The sequence below is a fragment of the Aureibaculum flavum genome (assembly GCF_016406085.1).
Lineage (GTDB): Bacteria > Bacteroidota > Bacteroidia > Flavobacteriales > Flavobacteriaceae > Aureibaculum > Aureibaculum flavum.
The window spans coordinates 20,031-39,060 of the sequence record NZ_JAEHFJ010000011.1; the positions used below are offsets into that span (position 1 = coordinate 20,031).

The 19,030-nt window shown below is 31.2% G+C and carries 21 protein-coding genes; 6 read left to right on the forward strand and 15 right to left on the reverse strand.

Going from position 1 to position 19,030, the window contains the following annotated elements; genetic code table 11:
• The first annotated feature begins 3 nt into the window (after window positions 1–3).
• The 4 genes from JBL43_RS17195 to JBL43_RS17210 are packed head-to-tail and all read left to right on the forward strand — an operon-like array spanning window position 4 to window position 4,604.
• Complete coding sequence (locus tag JBL43_RS17195; protein WP_198842636.1) at window positions 4–486, forward strand: GNAT family N-acetyltransferase; 483 nt, start codon at window positions 4–6, stop codon at window positions 484–486.
• A gap of 26 nt (window positions 487–512) precedes the next feature.
• A complete protein-coding gene (locus tag JBL43_RS17200) occupies window positions 513–1,763 on the forward strand; it encodes an aspartate kinase (protein WP_198842637.1) in 1,251 nt (416 codons plus the stop codon).
• A 33-nt stretch (window positions 1,764–1,796) separates the two neighbouring features.
• Window positions 1,797–3,605, forward strand: a complete 1,809-nt coding sequence (locus tag JBL43_RS17205) for a GNAT family N-acyltransferase (protein WP_198842638.1) — start codon at window positions 1,797–1,799, stop codon at window positions 3,603–3,605.
• On the forward strand, window positions 3,606–4,604 hold the full coding sequence (locus tag JBL43_RS17210) for an NAD(P)H-dependent glycerol-3-phosphate dehydrogenase (RefSeq protein ID WP_198842639.1): 999 nt from the start codon (window positions 3,606–3,608) through the stop codon (window positions 4,602–4,604). It begins immediately after the preceding gene.
• A gap of 52 nt (window positions 4,605–4,656) precedes the next feature.
• Here the strand turns inward: JBL43_RS17210 and JBL43_RS17215 are convergent, their stop codons facing one another.
• Window positions 4,657–5,988: an aspartate kinase gene (locus tag JBL43_RS17215; RefSeq protein ID WP_198842640.1), complete on the reverse strand. Its 1,332-nt coding sequence runs from the start codon at window positions 5,986–5,988 to the stop codon at window positions 4,657–4,659.
• 97 nt (window positions 5,989–6,085) lie between these two features.
• On the opposite strand from JBL43_RS17215, the gene JBL43_RS17220 reads away from it, so the two are divergent.
• Window positions 6,086–6,745, forward strand: coding sequence for a hypothetical protein (locus tag JBL43_RS17220; RefSeq protein WP_198842641.1), 660 nt, complete (start codon window positions 6,086–6,088; stop codon window positions 6,743–6,745).
• 22 nt (window positions 6,746–6,767) lie between these two features.
• On the opposite strand, the gene lgt is transcribed toward JBL43_RS17220, so the two are convergent.
• Genes lgt through fabD form a run of 5 tightly spaced genes read right to left on the reverse strand, consistent with a single transcriptional unit; the run spans window position 6,768 to window position 9,628 of the window.
• Window positions 6,768–7,601 carry a prolipoprotein diacylglyceryl transferase gene (lgt, locus tag JBL43_RS17225; RefSeq protein WP_198842642.1) on the reverse strand — a complete coding sequence of 278 codons (834 nt, stop codon included), beginning with the start codon at window positions 7,599–7,601 and terminating at the stop codon, window positions 6,768–6,770.
• Window positions 7,602–7,653: 52 nt separating this feature from the next.
• Window positions 7,654–7,815 carry a hypothetical protein gene (locus JBL43_RS17230; RefSeq protein WP_198842643.1) on the reverse strand — a complete coding sequence of 54 codons (162 nt, stop codon included), beginning with the start codon at window positions 7,813–7,815 and terminating at the stop codon, window positions 7,654–7,656.
• 1 nt (window position 7,816) lies between these two features.
• Window positions 7,817–7,960, reverse strand: a complete 144-nt coding sequence (locus JBL43_RS17235; RefSeq protein WP_198842644.1) for a hypothetical protein — start codon at window positions 7,958–7,960, stop codon at window positions 7,817–7,819.
• Between the two features lie 22 nt (window positions 7,961–7,982).
• Window positions 7,983–8,735, reverse strand: coding sequence for an enoyl-CoA hydratase/isomerase family protein (locus JBL43_RS17240; RefSeq protein WP_198842645.1), 753 nt, complete (start codon window positions 8,733–8,735; stop codon window positions 7,983–7,985).
• Complete coding sequence (fabD, locus tag JBL43_RS17245) at window positions 8,735–9,628, reverse strand: ACP S-malonyltransferase (RefSeq protein ID WP_198842646.1); 894 nt, start codon at window positions 9,626–9,628, stop codon at window positions 8,735–8,737. The genes JBL43_RS17240 and fabD overlap by 1 nt, the downstream gene beginning before the upstream one ends.
• A 117-nt stretch (window positions 9,629–9,745) precedes the next feature.
• Between fabD and JBL43_RS17250 the strand changes: the two genes are divergently transcribed.
• Window positions 9,746–10,438 carry a queuosine precursor transporter gene (locus JBL43_RS17250; RefSeq protein ID WP_198842647.1) on the forward strand — a complete coding sequence of 231 codons (693 nt, stop codon included), beginning with the start codon at window positions 9,746–9,748 and terminating at the stop codon, window positions 10,436–10,438.
• On the opposite strand, the gene JBL43_RS17255 is transcribed toward JBL43_RS17250, so the two are convergent.
• The 9 genes from JBL43_RS17255 to JBL43_RS17295 all read right to left on the reverse strand — a co-directional run bounded on the left by JBL43_RS17255 (window position 10,435) and on the right by JBL43_RS17295 (window position 18,916).
• Window positions 10,435–11,070 (reverse strand): response regulator, encoded by a 636-nt coding sequence (locus JBL43_RS17255; RefSeq protein WP_198842648.1) that lies wholly within the window; start codon window positions 11,068–11,070, stop codon window positions 10,435–10,437. The genes JBL43_RS17250 and JBL43_RS17255 overlap by 4 nt on opposite strands.
• On the reverse strand, window positions 11,063–11,848 hold the full coding sequence (locus JBL43_RS17260) for a sensor histidine kinase (RefSeq protein WP_198842649.1): 786 nt from the start codon (window positions 11,846–11,848) through the stop codon (window positions 11,063–11,065). The genes JBL43_RS17255 and JBL43_RS17260 overlap by 8 nt, the downstream gene beginning before the upstream one ends.
• A gap of 1,583 nt (window positions 11,849–13,431) precedes the next feature.
• Complete coding sequence (locus tag JBL43_RS17265) at window positions 13,432–14,070, reverse strand: hypothetical protein (protein ID WP_198842650.1); 639 nt, start codon at window positions 14,068–14,070, stop codon at window positions 13,432–13,434.
• Between the two features lie 504 nt (window positions 14,071–14,574).
• Entirely contained in the window at window positions 14,575–14,964 is a 390-nt protein-coding gene (locus JBL43_RS17270) for a DoxX family membrane protein (RefSeq protein ID WP_198842651.1), read from the reverse strand.
• Between the two features lie 16 nt (window positions 14,965–14,980).
• Window positions 14,981–15,523, reverse strand: coding sequence for a carboxymuconolactone decarboxylase family protein (locus tag JBL43_RS17275; RefSeq protein ID WP_198842652.1), 543 nt, complete (start codon window positions 15,521–15,523; stop codon window positions 14,981–14,983).
• Window positions 15,524–15,632: 109 nt separating this feature from the next.
• On the reverse strand, window positions 15,633–16,454 hold the full coding sequence (locus tag JBL43_RS17280; protein ID WP_117882041.1) for an AraC family transcriptional regulator: 822 nt from the start codon (window positions 16,452–16,454) through the stop codon (window positions 15,633–15,635).
• A gap of 20 nt (window positions 16,455–16,474) precedes the next feature.
• On the reverse strand, window positions 16,475–17,272 hold the full coding sequence (locus JBL43_RS17285) for a DUF2797 domain-containing protein (RefSeq protein ID WP_198842653.1): 798 nt from the start codon (window positions 17,270–17,272) through the stop codon (window positions 16,475–16,477).
• Between the two features lie 33 nt (window positions 17,273–17,305).
• Complete coding sequence (locus JBL43_RS17290) at window positions 17,306–18,481, reverse strand: 5-(carboxyamino)imidazole ribonucleotide synthase (protein ID WP_198842654.1); 1,176 nt, start codon at window positions 18,479–18,481, stop codon at window positions 17,306–17,308.
• Window positions 18,482–18,916: a hypothetical protein gene (locus tag JBL43_RS17295; RefSeq protein ID WP_198842655.1), complete on the reverse strand. Its 435-nt coding sequence runs from the start codon at window positions 18,914–18,916 to the stop codon at window positions 18,482–18,484. It lies immediately after the preceding gene.
• Window positions 18,917–19,030: the final 114 nt, after the last annotated feature.

The following is a 19,030-nucleotide window of genomic DNA, read 5'->3' on the forward strand; positions in this document are numbered from 1 at the left end:
AATATGAGTTTTAAAATAAGAAAAGCCGAGCCAAATGACATGGAAGCGGTACTAAAGTTGATTAATGAATTAGCCGTTTTTGAGAAGGAACCTGACGCCGTTGAAATTACAATTGACGACTTAATTGAAAATGGATTTAGAGAACATCCTGCGTTTTATCTTCATTTAGCTGAATTGGATAATAAGGTTGTTGGGATGGCTCTTTTTTATCATAGGTTTTCAACGTGGAAGGGTTCTTCATTACATTTAGAAGATTTAATTGTTACCCAAAAGCATAGACAAGAGGGTATTGGTAAAGCATTATATGATAGTGTTCTGAAGTTTGCCTTAAATAATAATATAAACAGAGTAGAGTGGGTTGTTTTAGACTGGAATACACCAGCCGTTAATTTTTATAAAAGTACAGGAGCAACAGTTTTTGAAGAATGGAATATTTGTCAAATGCCTCGTGAAAAAATAGTTGAGTATTTATCTAAAGAAAATTAATTTACCATGTGTAACAGATTTAATAAATGAAGGTATTTAAATTTGGAGGAGCATCTGTAAAAGATGCTGAGGGTGTAAAAAACATTGTTAAAGTTTTAAACGATGTTGATTACCAAGATCTACTTATCGTGGTATCAGCGATGGGCAAAATGACGAATGCCTTCGAGAAAATTGCAGACGCTTATTTTTATAAAAAGGAAGAATTACCAGTTTTTATAAAAGTAGTTAGAGACTATCACTACGATATAGTAAACGAATTATTTGAGAATAAAGAGCATGATGTTTATTCAGAAATACAAAATCTATTTATTGGGTTAACAGGTTTTATGATACAAAATAAATCAACAGATTTTAATTTTGTTTATGATCAAATAGTTAGTGTTGCTGAGCTAATTTCGACAAAAATTGTCAGTTTTTATTTAAATATATCCGCCATTGAAAATACTTGGTTAGATGTTAGAGAGTGCATTAAAACAAATAGTGATTTCCGAGATGCTAAAGTGGATTGGAAACTGACCGAAAAATCAATTGTAACTAAAGTTAATCCACAAATATTATACATCACTCAAGGTTTTATTGCGGCGAATGAACATGGTAATACTACTACTTTAGGAAGAGAGGGCTCTGATTATTCGGCAGGTATATTTGCGTATTGTCTTAATGCCGATAGCTTAACGATTTGGAAAGATGTAGAGGGTGTTTTAAATGCCGACCCTCGTTATTTTAACGAAACCCAATTGCTTGAACAAATATCATACACAGAGGCTATAGAATTGGCTTTTTATGGTGCTTCTGTAATACATCCTAAAACCTTACAACCTTTGCAGAATAAAGGAATTCCTTTACTTGTTAAATCATTTTTAAATCCTAAAAAAAAGGGAACACATGTAAGTGACGGTAAGAGATTAGTCCCTGAAACACCTTGTTTTATCGTTAAAAAAAATCAATTATTTCTTTCTATATCCGCTTTAGATTTTTCTTTTGTCGTTGAGCATAATATTAGTGAAATATTTAATTTGTTTCATCGATACAAAATGAAAGTGAACTTGATTCAAAACTCAGCAATTAGCTTTTCTATTTGTTTAGAAGATAATTTTAATCTGATTAAAAATCTTTTAGCGGAGCTTAGTAATACCTATAAAGTAGTGTGTTTTGCAAATGTTTCATTATTTACAGTTAGACATTTTCAAAATAAAGATATTGAGGAATTAGAAAAAAATAACAAAGTATTGTTAAAACAATTAACTCAAGAAACGGTGCAGATCGTTGTTCAATAAATTACCTATATTTGAGGCTGTCAAAAACCCAACATGGAATTAGTATCTTCTAAAGAAATTGCCAAAGTAATACACCTAGAAAAATATGGTTTTTTAGGAACATTTTTCGGCTGGATATTAATGAAAGTTCTGCGGTTATCAAAACTCAATAGGGTTTACCAGAAACATAAAGAGAAGAAAGATGTTGTATTTTTAAATGCAATATTAGATGAGTTACAAATAAAATTTGAAATACCTAAAGAAGATTTAAAACGCATACCGAAAGATGGAGCTTTTATAAGTATTTCCAATCATCCATTAGGAGGTATAGACGGTGTACTCTTATTAAAGTTATTAGTCGAAAAAAGGCCTGATTATAAAATAATTGGAAATTTTTTATTGCATAGAATTGAACCATTAAAGCCCTATGTAATGCCTGTCAATCCTTTCGAAGATCGCAAGGACGCAAAATCAAGTATTACAGGACTGAAAAATGCTTTACAACATTTAAGAGATGGCAATTCCTTGGGCATTTTTCCTGCAGGGGAAGTTTCAACGTACAAGGATGGAAAATTAATTGTAGATAAACCTTGGGAGGAAGGAGCTATCAAATTAATTTATAAAGCAAATGTACCTGTTATTCCTATTTATTTTCACGCGAAAAATAGCCGTTTGTTCTATTTTCTTTCCAAAATAAATAGTGTTTTAAGAACGGCAAAACTACCATCAGAAGCCTTACGTCAAGGAAGCAGAATTATAAAGGTTAGGATAGGGAAAGTGATTTCGGTAAAAGATCAAAAAGAGCATGAAGATATTGACGATTTTCATAATTTTCTTCGAAAGAAAACATACATGTTGGCGAATCCGTTCGAGGTAAATAATAGACTTATAAAAACACCATCTTTAAAAATTCCAAAACAACCTAAAGAAGTTATTCCACCGGTTTCAATTGAAAAAATTAATAAAGAAATTGAAAAATTAAGAAATGGAGAGGCTCGTTTGTTAGAAAGTAAGAATTATGAAGTTTTTTTAGCAGAAAGTGATCAAATACCATATATATTACGTGAAATAGGAAGGCTAAGAGAAATTACCTTTAGAGAGGTAGGTGAGGGGACGAATAATGATATTGATATTGATGTTTATGATAAGTACTATCAACATATGTTCTTATGGGATAATGAGGCAAAAATAGTTGCAGGAGCTTATCGGATGGGCTTAGGTAAAGAAATTTTTAAAAAGCACGGCATAAAAGGGTTTTACATTAGTACATTGTTTAGAATGGAGCCAGAATTGTTTAAGATGATGGAGAAAACTATTGAAATGGGGAGGGCTTTTATTATAAAGGACTATCAGCAAAAGCCAATGCCTTTGTTCTTACTATGGAAAGGAATAGTGCATGTAACGTTAAGATTTCCCGATCATAAATTTTTAATGGGTGGAGTTAGTATTAGTAATCAGTTTTCAAATTTTTCTAAGTCATTAATGATTGAGTTTATGAAATCTAATTATTACGATCCGTATTTAGCTCAATATATACATCCTAAAAAAGAATACAAAGTAAAATTAAATGATGTCGATAAAGATTTTGTTTTTGATGAAAGCAAATCTGATATGCAGAAATTTGATAAAATTATTGATGAACTAGAGCCAGGTGCTTTGCGTTTACCCGTATTATTAAAAAAGTATGTAAAGCAAAACGCGAGGTTAGTTGCTTTTAATGTAGATCCGAAATTTAATAACGCTATTGACGGGTTAATGTACATTAGAATTGCCGACTTACCTGAAAGTACGGTAAAGCCAGTTATGGAGGAATTTCAAGCGGAGTTAGAAAGAAAGCTTTCCGAGAATGAAAATCAATTGTAAATGAAAAAAAAATATCCTAAAATAGCAGTTTTTGGTGGCGGTAGTTGGGCCACGGCTATTGTGAAAATGTTGAGTGAAAATATTGATGAAATAGGTTGGTATATGCGAAGTGCCTCAGCCATTGAGTATATTAAATCTGACCAACATAACCCAAAATACCTTAGTTCAGTTGAGTTTGATACTGAGCAATTACTATTGAGTAATGACATTAACGAAATGGTTACTTATGCTGATTATTTGGTTTTTGCCATACCTTCGGCATTTTTAAGTCAAGAGTTAGATAAACTGAACGTTTCACTTGATGGGAAAATTATATTTTCTGCAATTAAAGGAATTGTTCCAGAATCAGGATTGATCGTTGGAGAGCACTTTCATGAAAAATATAATATACCTTTTGAAGATATAGGTGTTATCACTGGGCCTTGCCATGCAGAAGAGGTTGCTTTAGAACGCTTGTCCTATTTGACCTTAGCTTGTAAGGATAGAAAAAAGGCGAACGTAATGAGTAAATTATTGGCCAGTCATTATATCAAAACCAAGACTTCTGATGATATTGTGGGTACAGAATATGCTGCCGTTTTAAAAAATATTTATGCCATTGCCGCTGGAGTAGCTCATGGTGTTGGTTATGGAGATAATTTCCAAGCAGTACTTATGTCAAATGCCATTAGAGAAATGAAACGATTCATTAAAAAAGTACATAAAATGAAACGTAATATTAATAATTCAGCCTATTTAGGCGATTTATTAGTTACCGGATATTCTGTATTTAGTAGGAACAGAATGTTTGGTAACATGATTGGTAAAGGCTATACCGTAAAATCTGCAATGCTAGAAATGAGCATGGTGGCCGAAGGGTATTATGCTACAAAAAGTGCTTATAAAATTAAGCAAGAAAATGGTGCTAAAACACCAATAATTGATACCATTTATAAAATTCTTTACGAAAATAAAGATCCTAAAAAGGAGTTTGAAAAATTGTCAGATATCTTGGACTAGCTAAAATATCAAATCGAAAATTCATAATAAAATATCAACTACAAATTTTATATTAAGCTTCTTGAGGTTTGTTTTGTTGTACAAACAATCCTTCATTTAATAAATTTAAAGCCCTAATCTTATCGTTCTTTTCAACGAGTAGTGAAATGTTATATTGGCTTCCGCCGTAGGAAATCATACGAATAGCTACATCAGTTAAACAATTTAACACGGCTGCACTTATTCCTTTTCCACTATGTGAAAAGTTACCGGCAAGGCAGATAATACTCATGTCAGTATCATATTCTACTTTTCCAATCGTATTTAGTTCTTCAACAATTTCTTTCAGATATTTCTGATTGTCAATGGTAAGTGAAACCGCAATTTCTGAAGTGGTAATCATATCAATTGGGGTATGGTATTTTTCAAATACTGCAAAAACATTATTTAAAAAACCATAAGCCATAAGCATTCGGTACGATTTTATTTTTATTGCAATGATACCATCTTTAGCAGCAATAGCTCTAACGCCAGTGCTATTATGGCAATTTTTAATTAAAGTTCCTTTGGCTTCGGGATTAAAGGTGTTTTTTAATAGAACGGGAATGTTATTTTTTTGAGCAGGAATTATACTTTGCGGATGTAAAATTTTAGCTCCGAAATACGCTAACTCTGCGGCTTCGTCAAAAGAGATTTCTCCTATTGGAAATGTGTTTTCAACATACCGAGGGTCGTTATTATGCATCCCGTCAATATCTGTCCAAATTTGTATTTGTTCTGCGTTAATAGCGGCACCAATTAAAGAGGCACTATAATCACTACCTCCTCTTTTTAAATTATCAACCTCGTTATCGGGGTTCAAGCAAATAAATCCTTGAGTAATAATTGTTTGAGCTTTGTTATTAGCTAAAATAGCAGTTAATTTTGTTTTTATTTTCTCATTTTCAGGTTCTTCATTCATATCAATTGACATAAAATCAAGAGCTGAAATTAATGCAGTCGAATTTCCTAACTGTTTTTGGTACATTTGAAACAAATTGGTAGAAATAATTTCTCCTTGAGCCAAAATAATTTTCTCGTTTTTAGTCGCTTCAGTAGTCAAAGATCTTAATTCTTCGAATTTCGTTTTAATGAATGGCTGTGCATCTAAGTGGTGACTTTCTACACTAAATAATTCTGAAATCAATTCGTCATAACTTAACTCTAGTTTGTTAATTATGGCAAGAGCATCTTCTTTTTTATCATTGGCTAGGCAGTTATTTATTGCAACCAAGCTATTTGTGGTTCCTGAAACTGCTGATAAAACAACTATTTTATCACGGTCACAGTCATTTATAATGGCTGCTACTTTTTTTATATTTTCAGCACTTCCAACTGACGTTCCTCCAAATTTAAAAACTATCATAATCTAAAATTTTACACAAAAGTTGCTTAGTTCGCATTGTTATGCAACTTTTTAATTTATTTTTACAAATTATAACAAATAGTTTAAATTTAAACAAATGAAAACCATTCAAGAAGCTGTTACTGCAATTATAAATAAAACGCCCTTTATTGAAGAGGCTCTTTATGATAAATTAATTAACGTATCGTCATTGGCTAGAGTTATAAAACCAGAAGTTGAAAAAATATTAAAGAAAGAGATTAAAGAAGGTGCTATAATGATGGCAGTTAATAGGTTGTCGCCATCAAGTGTTTTAAAAGTTAGAAAAAATATTAAACGAATAGCCTTGTCTTCTGGCGACTTTATTATGCGGTCGGACTTGTGTGATTATACCTTTAAAAATACAGCAACCTTGGTTTCGAAAATAACCAAATTACTAAATGATATTGGTAATGATAGTGATAATTTCTTTACCATATCTCAAGGTGTTTTTGAAACAAGTATTGTAATAAGTAAAAAATTAAAACAAAAAGTTGAAAAAATATTTGATGGTGAAGAGGTGCTTTGGGCGGCTTCAAATTTGGCTTCATTAACTATAAAATTACCCAAAACAAATGTTGAGCAGTCTGGTATTTATTACTTTATTTTAAAACAATTGGCTTGGGCAAATATTTCAGTACAAGAAGTGATTTCAACGACAAATGAAATTACTATTGTAGTTAAAGAAACAGATATTAAGCAGACATTCTCGATATTGATGGATATGAAGTTGTCTTAGGCTAAGTTGGGCATTTCTTATATTAGAGCTTTTCAGAGTGTTTTGGGCTTATTTTTATAAAGATCAATATAAGTCCAACAATAATAAAAGGAATACTTAAAATTTGTCCCATATTGATGGTCATGGTATCTTCAAACCCCACTTGGTTTTCTTTAAAAAATTCAATCAAAAATCTAGCAGAAAACACTAAGACTAAAAGTAGTCCAAAAATTTGTCCGTTCGATAATTTGTTGGCCATTTTCTTATAGGTAAATAGTAAGATTCCAAATATTAAAAGGTATGAAAATGCCTCATAAAGTTGAGTTGGGTGTCGTGGTATTAAATCATCTCTTTGAAAAATAACACCCCAATTTCCATTTGTTGGTTTTCCATAAATTTCAGAGTTCATAAAATTCCCTAATCGAATGAAGACGGCGACTATTGGTGTGGCAATTGCGATCCTGTCTAAGACCCATAAAAAGTTGGTTTTATATTTTTTACAGTAAATTCCAATTGCAATTAATGCTCCAATAGCTCCTCCATGACTTGCTAATCCTTGAAAGCCTGTAAATTGATAGGAACCTCCTATTTTTTGAATTGGCAATAAAATTTCGATAGGGTTTTGAAAGTAATAGGAAGGCTCATAAAAGAAACAATGTCCGAGTCTTGCTCCTAAGACGATACCAATAATAATGTAAAAAAATAACTTCTCTAAATTTTTAATGGGGACATTTTCTTTAATGTAAATACGTTTGGCTACATAATTAGCTAAAAGAAGACCTGTTATAAAAAATAAACCATAATATTTTAATGGAAAAGAATCAGTTATCCAATAAATAACTGGATCAAGATTCCATGTTACAATTCTGTCATTCATATTTTAAATACAGTAATTATGATTTAACTGCAAAATGTTTAATACTTTAAATTTATTTCTTTTTAGCTCTATGATACATGATATAGGCAATGACAACGAGTACAGCAAATGGTAAATAAGTACCAATTAAAATACCTATTTCATAGCCGTCGTCAGGAGCGTCTTTGATTTTTTGTTCAATATTAGCTTGTTGTACTATGGATAAAAAAGACATATTATTTTTTCTTTCTAATTCTTCGGACAATAAAATAAATTGCCACTACTAAAATTACATACCAAAGATATTGGCCAACATTTTCACCAGCAGCTTCTGCTTGACTGATAAATGCCATTTTCGAAATTAAGGTAGTTAAGGTCATACTTTTAATTATTTATTAGTAGTTATTTTTTAAATTTTTGAAGAGCTTTTTTAGTAAAATCTGACAATACCAATTGTCCACTAATTTCTGCTCTTTCTATTAATAAGGTGTTCCAATTTTCTGTACCTTCCCAAATTACTTTTTTCATTGCTTTTAAAGCATCTGGGTTATAGCTCGCTAATTTTTTAGAAAGACTTTCTACATATTCATCCATATCTCTAGTGTTTTCAAAAACTCTAGCATATAAATTATTCTCTTTTGCCCAATAGGCAGAATGCCATTCGGTAGCATCTAAAGAAAGTTTACTAAACGCTGCAATTCCGGTTTTACGGGTTACGGCAGGTTCAATAACAAAAGGACCAATACCAATGGTAAGTTCAGATAATTTAATATCAGCTTTTTCTGTAGCAAAACAATAGTCAGTTGCTGCAATAATGCCAACGCCACCACCCACTGCTTTTCCTTGAACTCTACCAATAATTGGTTTAGAGCAAGTCCGCATGGCATTTATTAAGTTGGCAAATCCAGAAAAGAACTTTTTGCCTTCTTCCAAATTATTAATGGCAATTAATTCGTCAAAAGAAGCACCGGCACAAAAGGTTTTATCACCCTCGCTCTGTAAAATAATGACTTGAATAGAGGAGTCTCCACTTAATCGATTAATATTTTCTATCAGTCTATCTAAAAGTTCAGCAGGAAAAGAATTACTTGCTGGATGTCCAAAAGTAAGTGTTGCTATATTTTCTCTAATACTTGTAAGTACAGTACCTTCCATTAGTTGTTTTCTTCAAATATTGCTCCATTAGCGGTAACAGATCTGTCAATTTTTCGCATTAAACCTTGTAAAACTTTACCAGGTCCAACTTCGGTAAATTCAGTAGCACCATCTTTAATCATTTGCTGAATAGATTGTGTCCAACGTACAGGAGCTGTTAATTGAGCTACCAAGTTCTTTTTAATATCAGTGGCATTACTTACTGCGTTAGCCGCTACATTTTGATATATAGGGCAATTAGGTTCGCTAAACAATGTGTTTTCGATTGCAGCGGCTAATTCTTCACGAGCAGGTTCCATTAATGGAGAGTGAAAAGCACCACCAACAGGCAATACTAAAGCTCTTCTAGCTCCTGCAGCTGTTAAGGCTTCGCAGGCTAGGTTTATAGCAGAAACTTCACCTGAAATTACCAATTGGCCAGGGCAGTTATAGTTTGCGGCAACCACAATTCCAGGTGTTTTAGCACAAATATTTTCTACAATATCATCTTCTAAGCCTAAAACTGCAGCCATTGTAGAAGGTTGTATTTCACATGCTTTTTGCATGGCTAACGCACGTTGCGATACTAATTTTAATCCGTCTTCAAATGATAAGGTGCCGTTGGCCACTAAGGCAGAAAACTCTCCTAAAGAATGGCCAGCAACCATCTCTGGTTTAAAACGATCACCTAAAGTTTTTGCTAAGGCTACAGAATGTAAAAATATTGCAGGTTGCGTAACTTTGGTTTCTTTCAGTTGTTCAGGTGTGCCTTCGAACATAATATCGGTTATTGAAAACCCTAATATTGAATTGGCTTTTTCAAAATATTCTTGAGCAATGTTAGATTTTTCATAGATGTCTAAACCCATTCCTGAAAATTGAGCTCCTTGACCAGGGAAAATATATGCGTGCATAAGTTGGTTTTAAAGTTGTTTTACAAAAATAGAAAATTTGAGCCTAACAAGTGTTGTGATTGCTAAGTTAGTTTTCTTACTACTTTCACAAATATTTTATACTTTCGTAATTGTACTATGGATCACGAAAAAAAATTACTGGGCTACAAGATTTACTTAATTTTAGCAGCACTTTTTATTACCTCATTGGTAGTGTCTAATTTAATTTTTCTTAAATTTTTTCAATGGAGTCCCTTCGGACTATTTAATTTTGAAATATCTGTAGGGATTTTGCCTTATCCACTAACATTTTTAATAACAGATTTAATTTCAGAAATTTATGGAAGGAAAAAGGCTAATCAGGTTGTTACTGTAGGTGTGTTTGCAGCTTTTTTTTCGATGTTAATTGTGTTAATAGCCAATTACGTTCCGGCCATTGAAACTTCACCAGTAAATGACAGAACTTTTACAAGTGTTTTTGGGTTGTCACCTGTTGGAGTCTTAGCTTCTATGCTTGCTTATTTATTAGCTCAGTTTATTGATATCAGAATTTTTCATTTTTGGAAAGCATTAACTAATGGGAAACATTTATGGTTGCGAAATAATTTTTCTACATTTGCTTCGCAATTCATTGATACATTAACAGTTGTAACATTAATTTGTGCTTTTGGGGCAATGCCATGGGGAAAATTTAATATATTATTGTTAAGTGGTTTTTTATTTAAAATTGTGGTTGCATTATTTGACACTCCATTTCTCTATTTCTTTGTTTGGATTTTTAGAAAAAAATTTAAATTGAAAGAAGGAGAAGAGATTGATTTAGATACTTAAACCAATTCGTTTTTTAAAGCATAAACAACCATACCAATTCTGTTTTTTACTTGTAATTTTTTAAAAAGTTGCTCTCGGTAACCATCAATTGTTTTTGGACTTAAATGCATCACATCTGCAATCTCTTTATACGTCATTTCTGTACTCGCCAATTTTAAAAATTCCAATTCTCTATCTAAAAGCTTTATTTTAGGTTCTTCAGTAGGATGTAGTGAATGTACTAAGGTATCTGAAACTCTTTTTGAATGGTAATAACCTTCATTAATTAAGGCTAACAATGCTTCTTTTAAAATGTCAGGATGGATGTCTTTGAGTAAATACCCTTTCGCCCCATTCTTAATCATTTTTAAAATAGAACTTTCATTGTCGTCCATAGATAAAGCTAACACTTTTATACTTGGGTAATTTTCATTTAAAAACTTAGTCGTTTCTAAGCCGTCCATAATGGGCATATTTAAATCCATTAAAGCTATTTCGGGGAGGTTAGATTCGTTTTTTAGGTTGTCAATAAAAATCTTTCCATTTAAAGCATGCTGTGTCACTTCAAATTCACTAAAAGTATTGATTAATCCTTTTAAAGATTTAGCGAAAAGAAGGTGGTCATCTATTATAGCAATGGTATGTTTAGACATCTTTTTTTTGTTTTGGATATGTTAATGTTAGTGAAACTCCTTTGTCTTTTTCAGATTGTAAATCAAACTCGGTGTTAATCAATTTTGCACGGCTCTTCATGTTGAGTAATCCAGAGCCTTTTTTTACTATATTTTCGTCAAAACCTATCCCGTAATCTTGAATTTTAATTTTTAAAAATTCATTAGTACAGTTAGCCGTTATTTCAATTTTTTTTGATTTAGAATGCTTAATGGAATTGGAAAGAAATTCTTGAACAATTCTAAATAAAATAATTTCATCTTTTTGATTAATAGGTGTAATACTACCTTTAACATCAAAGGTAGCGTTTATATAGTTTAGTCGGTTAAATCGGTCAATTTCAAGTTGAATGGCCTCATGTAAGCCAATATTTTTTACAACTTCGGGATTTAACAATTTTGACAGTGATCTTATTTCTTGTAAACTTTTTGAAATAATATCGCCGGTGTCTTGTACTAGCGTTTTTTGCTCTTCAGTTAAACTAGGTTGTACCATATTTAGCTGCATTCTTGCGACCGAAAGTAATTGCCCTACATTATCATGCAACTCCCAGCTTATATTTTGCAAGGTTTGTTCTTGCGTTTCTAATTTTGATTTAATAATTTCTTCATCAAAACGCTGCTTTGCTACTTCTTGGTCAAATAAAAATTTGACCTTTCTATTTTGAAAAATGCTAAAAATTATTATGATAATAACAATTAATAAAACAATGGTAAGTGTTGTAATTAAAATAATGATAGTTATGTCTCCTTGCTCCATAATAGTATGACTAATTTAATCAATCTTTTCCACTCTTTTACTCCATATAAAACCAAATGTAAAGATTAGGTACATTGTTATAGCCAATATATAAATAATTAAATATAATTTGTGTATACCTGGAAAAACGGTGTAATCGTTGTACTTTAATGAAAACGGTATTGTGCCAGTATGAAATATTAGGAGTCCTACACTTATCCAGAATAATAATGTTTTATGAAAAATTATTATTCTGTCGGACTTTAGTAATTGTATAAAATAAAATATGATGGTAATAATAAGAAAAATTGAACCCGAAACATAGGGCAATTCAGACATTTCAAAAACAAAATTCTGTATAAAAGTCCAGTTTATTATAGAAATAATTACATAAGAGAATATAAATATTTTAATGTATTTTTTTTGTTTAGAATTATAAATTGATTTTAAATAGATCATTAAAATTACAACAAATAGTACAAAATATAATAAGTTGAATAACCAGAGGTTGTAGTCGACACCATCTTTATCAAAAAAAACCAAAACACTGTTATTTCTTGCGTACCATCCAATACATTCGGTTACAGTAATGTACCAAAGTAAAAATAGAAAATACTTCAGGTGGGTGTGTTTATATTTATAAAAAAATAGTGTACCCATAATTGCTGACAATAATTCTGAATATATTATAAAATCCCTGAAAGAATCTATTGACATTTTAAATTATTTTTGGAGTTAAATATCAAAAGAAGATAGATTATCTTTAATTATATCATTTAAGGTTTTATTATCAATCAATAACTTGTTTTTTCTGTTTTGAAAAACCAGAAATAATGCTATCATAGCAATGGAAAAAATCAAGACTATAATAGTTGTTATTAAAATGACTAATGTTACTCCTTCTTGCTCCATATAAAACCAAATGTAAATGTTAAATACATAGTTATTGCTAATATGTAAAGGATTAAAAACAGTTCGTGAGTTCCACGAATTAGCATATATCCATTCCATTTTAAAGTAAAGGGAATTGTTCCTGTAAAAAACAAAAGCAATCCTACACTAATCCAAAACAATAAAAGTTTGTGAAATACTACTATTTTTTCAGACCGAAGTAATTCAACGAAATAGAATATAATAGAAATAATTAAGAAAATTGAACCGAGAATTCTCGGTAGTACAACACCTTCTTTAATGAAATTTTGAATAAAAAACCAGTTAAAGAAATTGACAATTAAAAATATAATTAAAAATACTTTTATCCATTTCTTAAATAGTTGCGTTTTAAGATATTTATAATATATAATATAAACGGTGCTAAATAAAACAATGTACATTGTATTGTAAAGCCATTTATTATAAACTAATCCATTTTCGTCGATATAGGCCAAGTTTCCGGTAATTCTTATATACCAACCCAAAAATTCAGTTATTGTTATGTACCACAGTAAGTAAAGAAAATACTTTAAGCAGGTGTGCTTATATTTATAAAAATATACTGTACCTACAATAGCTGAAAGTAACTCGGAATATCTTACTGAGCTTTTAATTAATGATATTGCGGTTTCAGACATAAATGCTTCTTAATATATATACTTTTTGTTGATTTAGTTATTATCCATTGGGGGTGAATTGTCTCCATCATTAAATAATAAACCATGTTCATCACCATCTTGAGCCAATGAAAAGAAACTCGCTTTATCTACTTTTTGAGTTTGATTAGGAGTATAGTTTTTATTACTTAAAATTGATTTTAAGTATAGTGGTTGTGTTTTGCCATCAATTAGTTCTAACGTATAACCAGATTGCACACCTTCATTTTTTGTAGTAGGTGCAATAAAAAAGGTTTGTTGGTTTTTTTGCTTACCTTCTTTATCGCTATAAACACTAAAGTAAAATTGAAGGCCCTCTGGAGAAATTTTATTTTCGGCAGATTTTTTTTCTACGTAAGCAATGTAATTTTTCAATGTTTCTAGGTCAAACCAAACACGACGGGTGTCTTTAAAGTCATTACCATACAAAGTGTTTAGCGTGTCCTTTAAAATATCAATTCGTTCCTTTTCATAATTTTGATACATGTTAACGGCCTTTTCAGGTTTTATAATATGGGCTAACATATCTTTACTGGCACCCTCATCCACTTTATGTGGTTTTTTTTCATCGCATGAGATTAACAACATGCATGCGGCAAAAAAAAGAGTAATTGTTGCCTTTAACTTCTGCTTCAATAATTTAAAATACTTCATAGTTAGTGTTTTAAGTTTAATTCAGTTTTATGTAACGGCAAATTACAAATAAATATGTTTGGATTAAAAGGGGGTTTTCCCCCTTTTTTGTTTAGGGGAAAAACCCCTGTAATTTTAGGGTTTTGCCTCTTGCTCGCTCTTTACTAAAAGCTCAAATTTGTAACAGAAAAATAGTTGAAAGGAAAATTCTTAGACAATGTAAACAAAACTTTCTATTTGCTATGAAAGTAGTTGCTGTGAAGATAGTGACTATTTAAAGTTAAAACGGGAAAATTGCTATGAAAAGCCCATTTTAGGATGAATTTAGTTAACGAGCTTTAAAATTTGACTAAGGTTAATAGGTTAGAAGTTTTTTACTTTATTGGAAAGTTGTTTACAGTCTGAGAATTTTTATTAAAAATGAATTTATTAATTACATTATAGTGTAATTGTCAACATATAAAAAACTTGCACAACTCATTATTTAAGAGTGTGCAAGTTTTCTTTTTATGATTAAAATTTAATTTAAGAATTCTCTTTTTCATTTATAGCTAAGCCAGCTAATGTAGTAATAAGCATCATATGAATCATTATATTCATCCAGTTACCTGAAGGTATATGCACCAAAACCAAGGCCATTAGCATTATAAAAGCCAAAAAGGCATACGCAAACAATAGCTGTTTGTTTACTAATACTAAAATTCCTGCTATTAGTTCTAGAGCTGCTAATAACGCTCCTAATGCATAAGTTCCTGTATCTCCTAAAAATGCAAGACCACTTCCTTTTAAAAAGTTAGCCATGTTTTGTAAGCCAACACCTCCAAGAAAACCTTCAAAAAATTTTTCTAATCCACCCCAAACAAATAAAAGTGCAATACCTATTCTAATTACTAAATTACCTATGTTCATGTCCATACCCTTTTTTAATTAATTATAGTTCTGCGGCTATTGGGAAGTCAATTTCGAATCCCGCCAAGTTATGTATATAGTTACTAATTGTCTTATCTCCAATGATAATAACGGCATCAATCATATTAGACTCTGTATAACCAGCATTAAAGAAATTATTTTTAACTTCTTCAGATACGTTACCTTTATTTGATGCTGCAGCTAATGTGAATTCAGCCAATGCATTTAATTTTTCATCAAAAGATGCCGTTCCTTTTCTTAGCTCTAAAATTTGAGTATCATTAAAACCATTCATTTTACCCAATGCTGTATGAGCAGATTGACAATAACGACATCCGTTATATTGACTCACAACTAAATTAATAACTTCACGTTCTTTTGCCTTTAACGTAGATTTTCTGTTTTGCAAAGCAAGATAATCAGGTAATGCAGTTTCATTTTTTGCATAGTAAGCATATAAATTAGGTACAAAACCTAAATTGCTTTTAAGAGTATCAAAAATTGCTTGGTTGTTTGAAGATACTTCTTCTCTTGTTGGTACTGTAAATTTTGTTGTTGTTTCCATTTTATACTGTTTTTAATATTTATATTATTTTAACAGTACAAATGTATGGCGAGGCTTAGGGCATTTAGTTATCTATAATTCCTAGTGTGTTGGCAATTATTCCTATTTGCTATTTATTTCTAAATTCAGAAGGTGAAAGGTGTTCAATATTTTTAAAAAAGCGACTAAAAACCTGAACATCTGTAAAGCCCAGTTCATAACCTATTTCTGAAATGGTTTTATCTGTGTAGTTTAAGAGGCGTCTTGCTTCTAGCATTATTCTATGCTTTATATAATATAACGGCGTTTTGTTACCCGCTTGCTTAAATAGGTTTGCTAATGTTTTTGGAGACTTGTTTAACATTTCTGCATACATGGAAACGGAGTGCTTTTTCTTAAAATGAGTTTCAACTAAGTAATTATATTCTCTTATAATATCAATGCTACTCGTTTCTTTTTGAAAATAATTACTTTGTAACTTATATATTCTTGTACATAATATAAGCATTCGTTTAACCATCATTTGCAGCATTTCGAGTTGCAAATTGTCTTTAGAGTTAAACTCTAGTTGTAACATTTTTAAAACCGTTTGTAATATTTCAATATTTTCATTATTAGGTTTTATTATGGGTAGGTTAGAGGCTCCGTAATACAAAATCCCTTTGCAGCCTACTTCGCTATCGTGATCTACAATACAATAAAAAGATCTATTCCAGCGTATAAGTTTTAATGTGTTAATCTTAACAACTTCAATCTTATGAAATTCTGTGAGACTAATTATATCATTTTTATTAAACGAATATGTAACAGCGTCTATAATAAGAATATTGTTGTCAGAATTAAACCACAATAGTGATAATTCACTATTCTTCGAGCTTTTTAATACATTGCAGTTGTCTGAAGTAATTTCATGTAGTTCAATAAACGCTCCATTCTGATTCAAATATTTCATAGGCAATGTCTCTGTGAGTTTTAGCCTAAATTTAGACGTATATAATATCCTTCACTACTTCTAATATTAAAGACTGTATTGTCTTCAAAAATAACATATTGCCCTTTTATTCCTTTTAAAACACCTGAGAAATTAGGAGTTTTACTAAGATTAAGACTTTTTACTTTTGTTGGATATTGTAATACCGGAAATTCAATATTTGTTTCTTTGCTGTGGTTTTCTAAATAATAAGGCTTGGCTTCCTCAGGAATATAAACTGCTAGTTTTTCTTTTTCTTTAAGCAAGTCCACATCAGTTATGTCATTGGTTAACATTTTACGCCAATTGGTTTTGTCAGAAACATATTCTTTTAAAGCTATTTCTGTAATTCCTGCCAGATATCTATTTGGTACTTCTACAATTTCTATAGCCTCATGAGCACCTTGGTCAATCCATCGTGTGGGTATTTGACTTTTTCTGGTAACACCAACCTTTACGTTACTTGAATTTGCTAAATAAACAATATGAGGTTGTAGTTGTGCCTTTTTTTCATATTCTAAATCGCGATCTTCTTTGCCTAAATGTGCCGTGCTTAATTCTGGCCTCATAATCCAATCTGCAGCTTGTGGCACTTCAAAAAAGCAACTTTTACAAAAGCCCTGTCTGAAGATAGGTTTATCTAAATGACAATTCAAACATTCGTACTTAACAAAAGAAATTTCTAATGTTTTATTAAGTAGTTGATTGACATTTAAAAAATCATTTTCTAATTGCAAATAGTATTGAACAGGTGATCCTAATTCAGTCATCATTTTTCGTAAAACACCTTGGTATTCCATAAGTTCAATTTATTTACTTTAAAGGTTTAAGATTTAGCTGTTATTTGTTTCTTTAGAGCTAATTACTCGAATGGTATTCTTAACTGTTTCCGCAACTTTTCTGGCTTCATTGATGTCTTTATGCACGATAGTGACGTGTCCCATTTTTCTGAAGGGCTTTGTTACTTTTTTACCATAAATATGAGGAGTTACACCATCCATTTTTAAAATGGATTCCATGTTTTCGTACAACACATTTCCTGTATAATTTTCATCACCAACTAAATTGACCATTACACCTCCAACCTTGCTTGAAGTATCACCTAACGGCAAGTTTAAAATGGCTCTAATGTGTTGTTCAAATTGACTGGTGTATGATGCTTCGATACTATAATGTCCGCTGTTGTGAGGTCTAGGAGCAACTTCGTTTACAAGAATTGCATCATTTTCAGTCAAAAATAATTCAACGGCTAATAAGCCAACATGTTTAAAAGCTTCTGCAACTTGTAAAGCAATGCGTTCTGCTTTAATTGCAACTTCTTCAGTAATACGAGCTGGACAAATTACATATTCCACTTGATTAGCTTCTGGGTGAAATTCCATTTCTACAACAGGATATGTTTTTAAGTCGCCATTAACATTTCTAGACACAATAACCGCCAATTCATTTTTAAAAGGAATCAGTTTTTCTGTAATGCATTCCACATTTGGAAGCGTATCTAAATCGGCTTGTGTTCTTACAATTTTTACACCTGTACCATCATAACCAAATTGAGCACTTTTCCAAACAAAAGGAAAATGAATAGATTCATGATCTATAGCGGTCTTGATTTCATCCGAATAAGCAAAACGTGAAAATTCAGCTGTTGGAATGTTATGGTCGACATAAAATAATTTTTGTTTTGCCTTATTTTGTATAATTCTGATCGTTTTAGAGCTCGGATAAACTTTTATGCCCTCGTGCTCTAGCTTTTCTAAAGCATCAACATTAACATTTTCAATTTCAATAGTTAACGTGTTTACTCGTTTTCCGAAATTATAAACAGTGTCAAAGTCAAGCAGACTGCCCACATGAAATTCATCGCAAATATTGGCACATGGAGCATCTTTCGCCGCATCTAAAACACAGGTGTAAATATCAAATTTTTGTGTTTCGGTCAATAGCATTTTACCCAACTGTCCGCCACCGAGTATGCCTAATTTAAAATCTGAAGAAAAATAATTTACCATTTAGAAATTTTGAATTAATAAGGTTTGACCATTATTCACAACTTTGTATTCCTTTGCTCCGTATCTAGTGCCACTTTGCGGAGCACCTCCCAAAGCCAAAGCATATTTAGAGTCATCGCAAGAGCAGATCATATTTAATCCATCCACCGTCATTTTCGAACAATCACCTAGTGGTGAATTGGGACAGGCCAAATCGAAAGCATAATACAAATCACTATTGCCACGATAAACCACAATACCTTTAATACCGCCAGGAATTTCTACATAACCACCTGTAAATAAAAGGCTATTGTTAGAAGGATTATTTAAATAAACCGTTTGATTAACGGCCACATCTCCTAAATAAGGATTGCTTTCAGTTCCAGAGTCTGTACAGTTTGTTAATGTGAATATTAATAAAAAAGCAACAACTATATTTTTAATATGATTTTTCATAATTGGATACAAATATAAGGCATCCTATGTTGAAATAATAAATATTTTGTATGTTTGTAGTTGAATCTCAACTCCGTTATATAGGGCTGGGATTTTTGTATTTTATTAAAAATG

Coding starts and splice junctions, on each gene's coding strand:
- JBL43_RS17195 (WP_198842636.1), top strand. CDS start 4: ATGAGTTTTAAAATAAGAAAAGCCGAGCCAAATGACATGGAAGCGGTA.
- JBL43_RS17200 (WP_198842637.1), top strand. CDS start 513: ATGAAGGTATTTAAATTTGGAGGAGCATCTGTAAAAGATGCTGAGGGT.
- JBL43_RS17205 (WP_198842638.1), top strand. CDS start 1,797: ATGGAATTAGTATCTTCTAAAGAAATTGCCAAAGTAATACACCTAGAA.
- JBL43_RS17210 (WP_198842639.1), top strand. CDS start 3,606: ATGAAAAAAAAATATCCTAAAATAGCAGTTTTTGGTGGCGGTAGTTGG.
- JBL43_RS17215 (WP_198842640.1), bottom strand. CDS start 5,988: ATGATAGTTTTTAAATTTGGAGGAACGTCAGTTGGAAGTGCTGAAAAT.
- JBL43_RS17220 (WP_198842641.1), top strand. CDS start 6,086: ATGAAAACCATTCAAGAAGCTGTTACTGCAATTATAAATAAAACGCCC.
- lgt (WP_198842642.1), bottom strand. CDS start 7,601: ATGAATGACAGAATTGTAACATGGAATCTTGATCCAGTTATTTATTGG.
- JBL43_RS17230 (WP_198842643.1), bottom strand. CDS start 7,815: ATGTCTTTTTTATCCATAGTACAACAAGCTAATATTGAACAAAAAATC.
- JBL43_RS17235 (WP_198842644.1), bottom strand. CDS start 7,960: ATGACCTTAACTACCTTAATTTCGAAAATGGCATTTATCAGTCAAGCA.
- JBL43_RS17240 (WP_198842645.1), bottom strand. CDS start 8,735: ATGGAAGGTACTGTACTTACAAGTATTAGAGAAAATATAGCAACACTT.
- fabD (WP_198842646.1), bottom strand. CDS start 9,628: ATGCACGCATATATTTTCCCTGGTCAAGGAGCTCAATTTTCAGGAATG.
- JBL43_RS17250 (WP_198842647.1), top strand. CDS start 9,746: ATGGATCACGAAAAAAAATTACTGGGCTACAAGATTTACTTAATTTTA.
- JBL43_RS17255 (WP_198842648.1), bottom strand. CDS start 11,070: ATGTCTAAACATACCATTGCTATAATAGATGACCACCTTCTTTTCGCT.
- JBL43_RS17260 (WP_198842649.1), bottom strand. CDS start 11,848: ATGGAGCAAGGAGACATAACTATCATTATTTTAATTACAACACTTACC.
- JBL43_RS17265 (WP_198842650.1), bottom strand. CDS start 14,070: ATGAAGTATTTTAAATTATTGAAGCAGAAGTTAAAGGCAACAATTACT.
- JBL43_RS17270 (WP_198842651.1), bottom strand. CDS start 14,964: ATGGACATGAACATAGGTAATTTAGTAATTAGAATAGGTATTGCACTT.
- JBL43_RS17275 (WP_198842652.1), bottom strand. CDS start 15,523: ATGGAAACAACAACAAAATTTACAGTACCAACAAGAGAAGAAGTATCT.
- JBL43_RS17280 (WP_117882041.1), bottom strand. CDS start 16,454: ATGAAATATTTGAATCAGAATGGAGCGTTTATTGAACTACATGAAATT.
- JBL43_RS17285 (WP_198842653.1), bottom strand. CDS start 17,272: ATGGAATACCAAGGTGTTTTACGAAAAATGATGACTGAATTAGGATCA.
- JBL43_RS17290 (WP_198842654.1), bottom strand. CDS start 18,481: ATGGTAAATTATTTTTCTTCAGATTTTAAATTAGGCATACTCGGTGGC.
- JBL43_RS17295 (WP_198842655.1), bottom strand. CDS start 18,916: ATGAAAAATCATATTAAAAATATAGTTGTTGCTTTTTTATTAATATTC.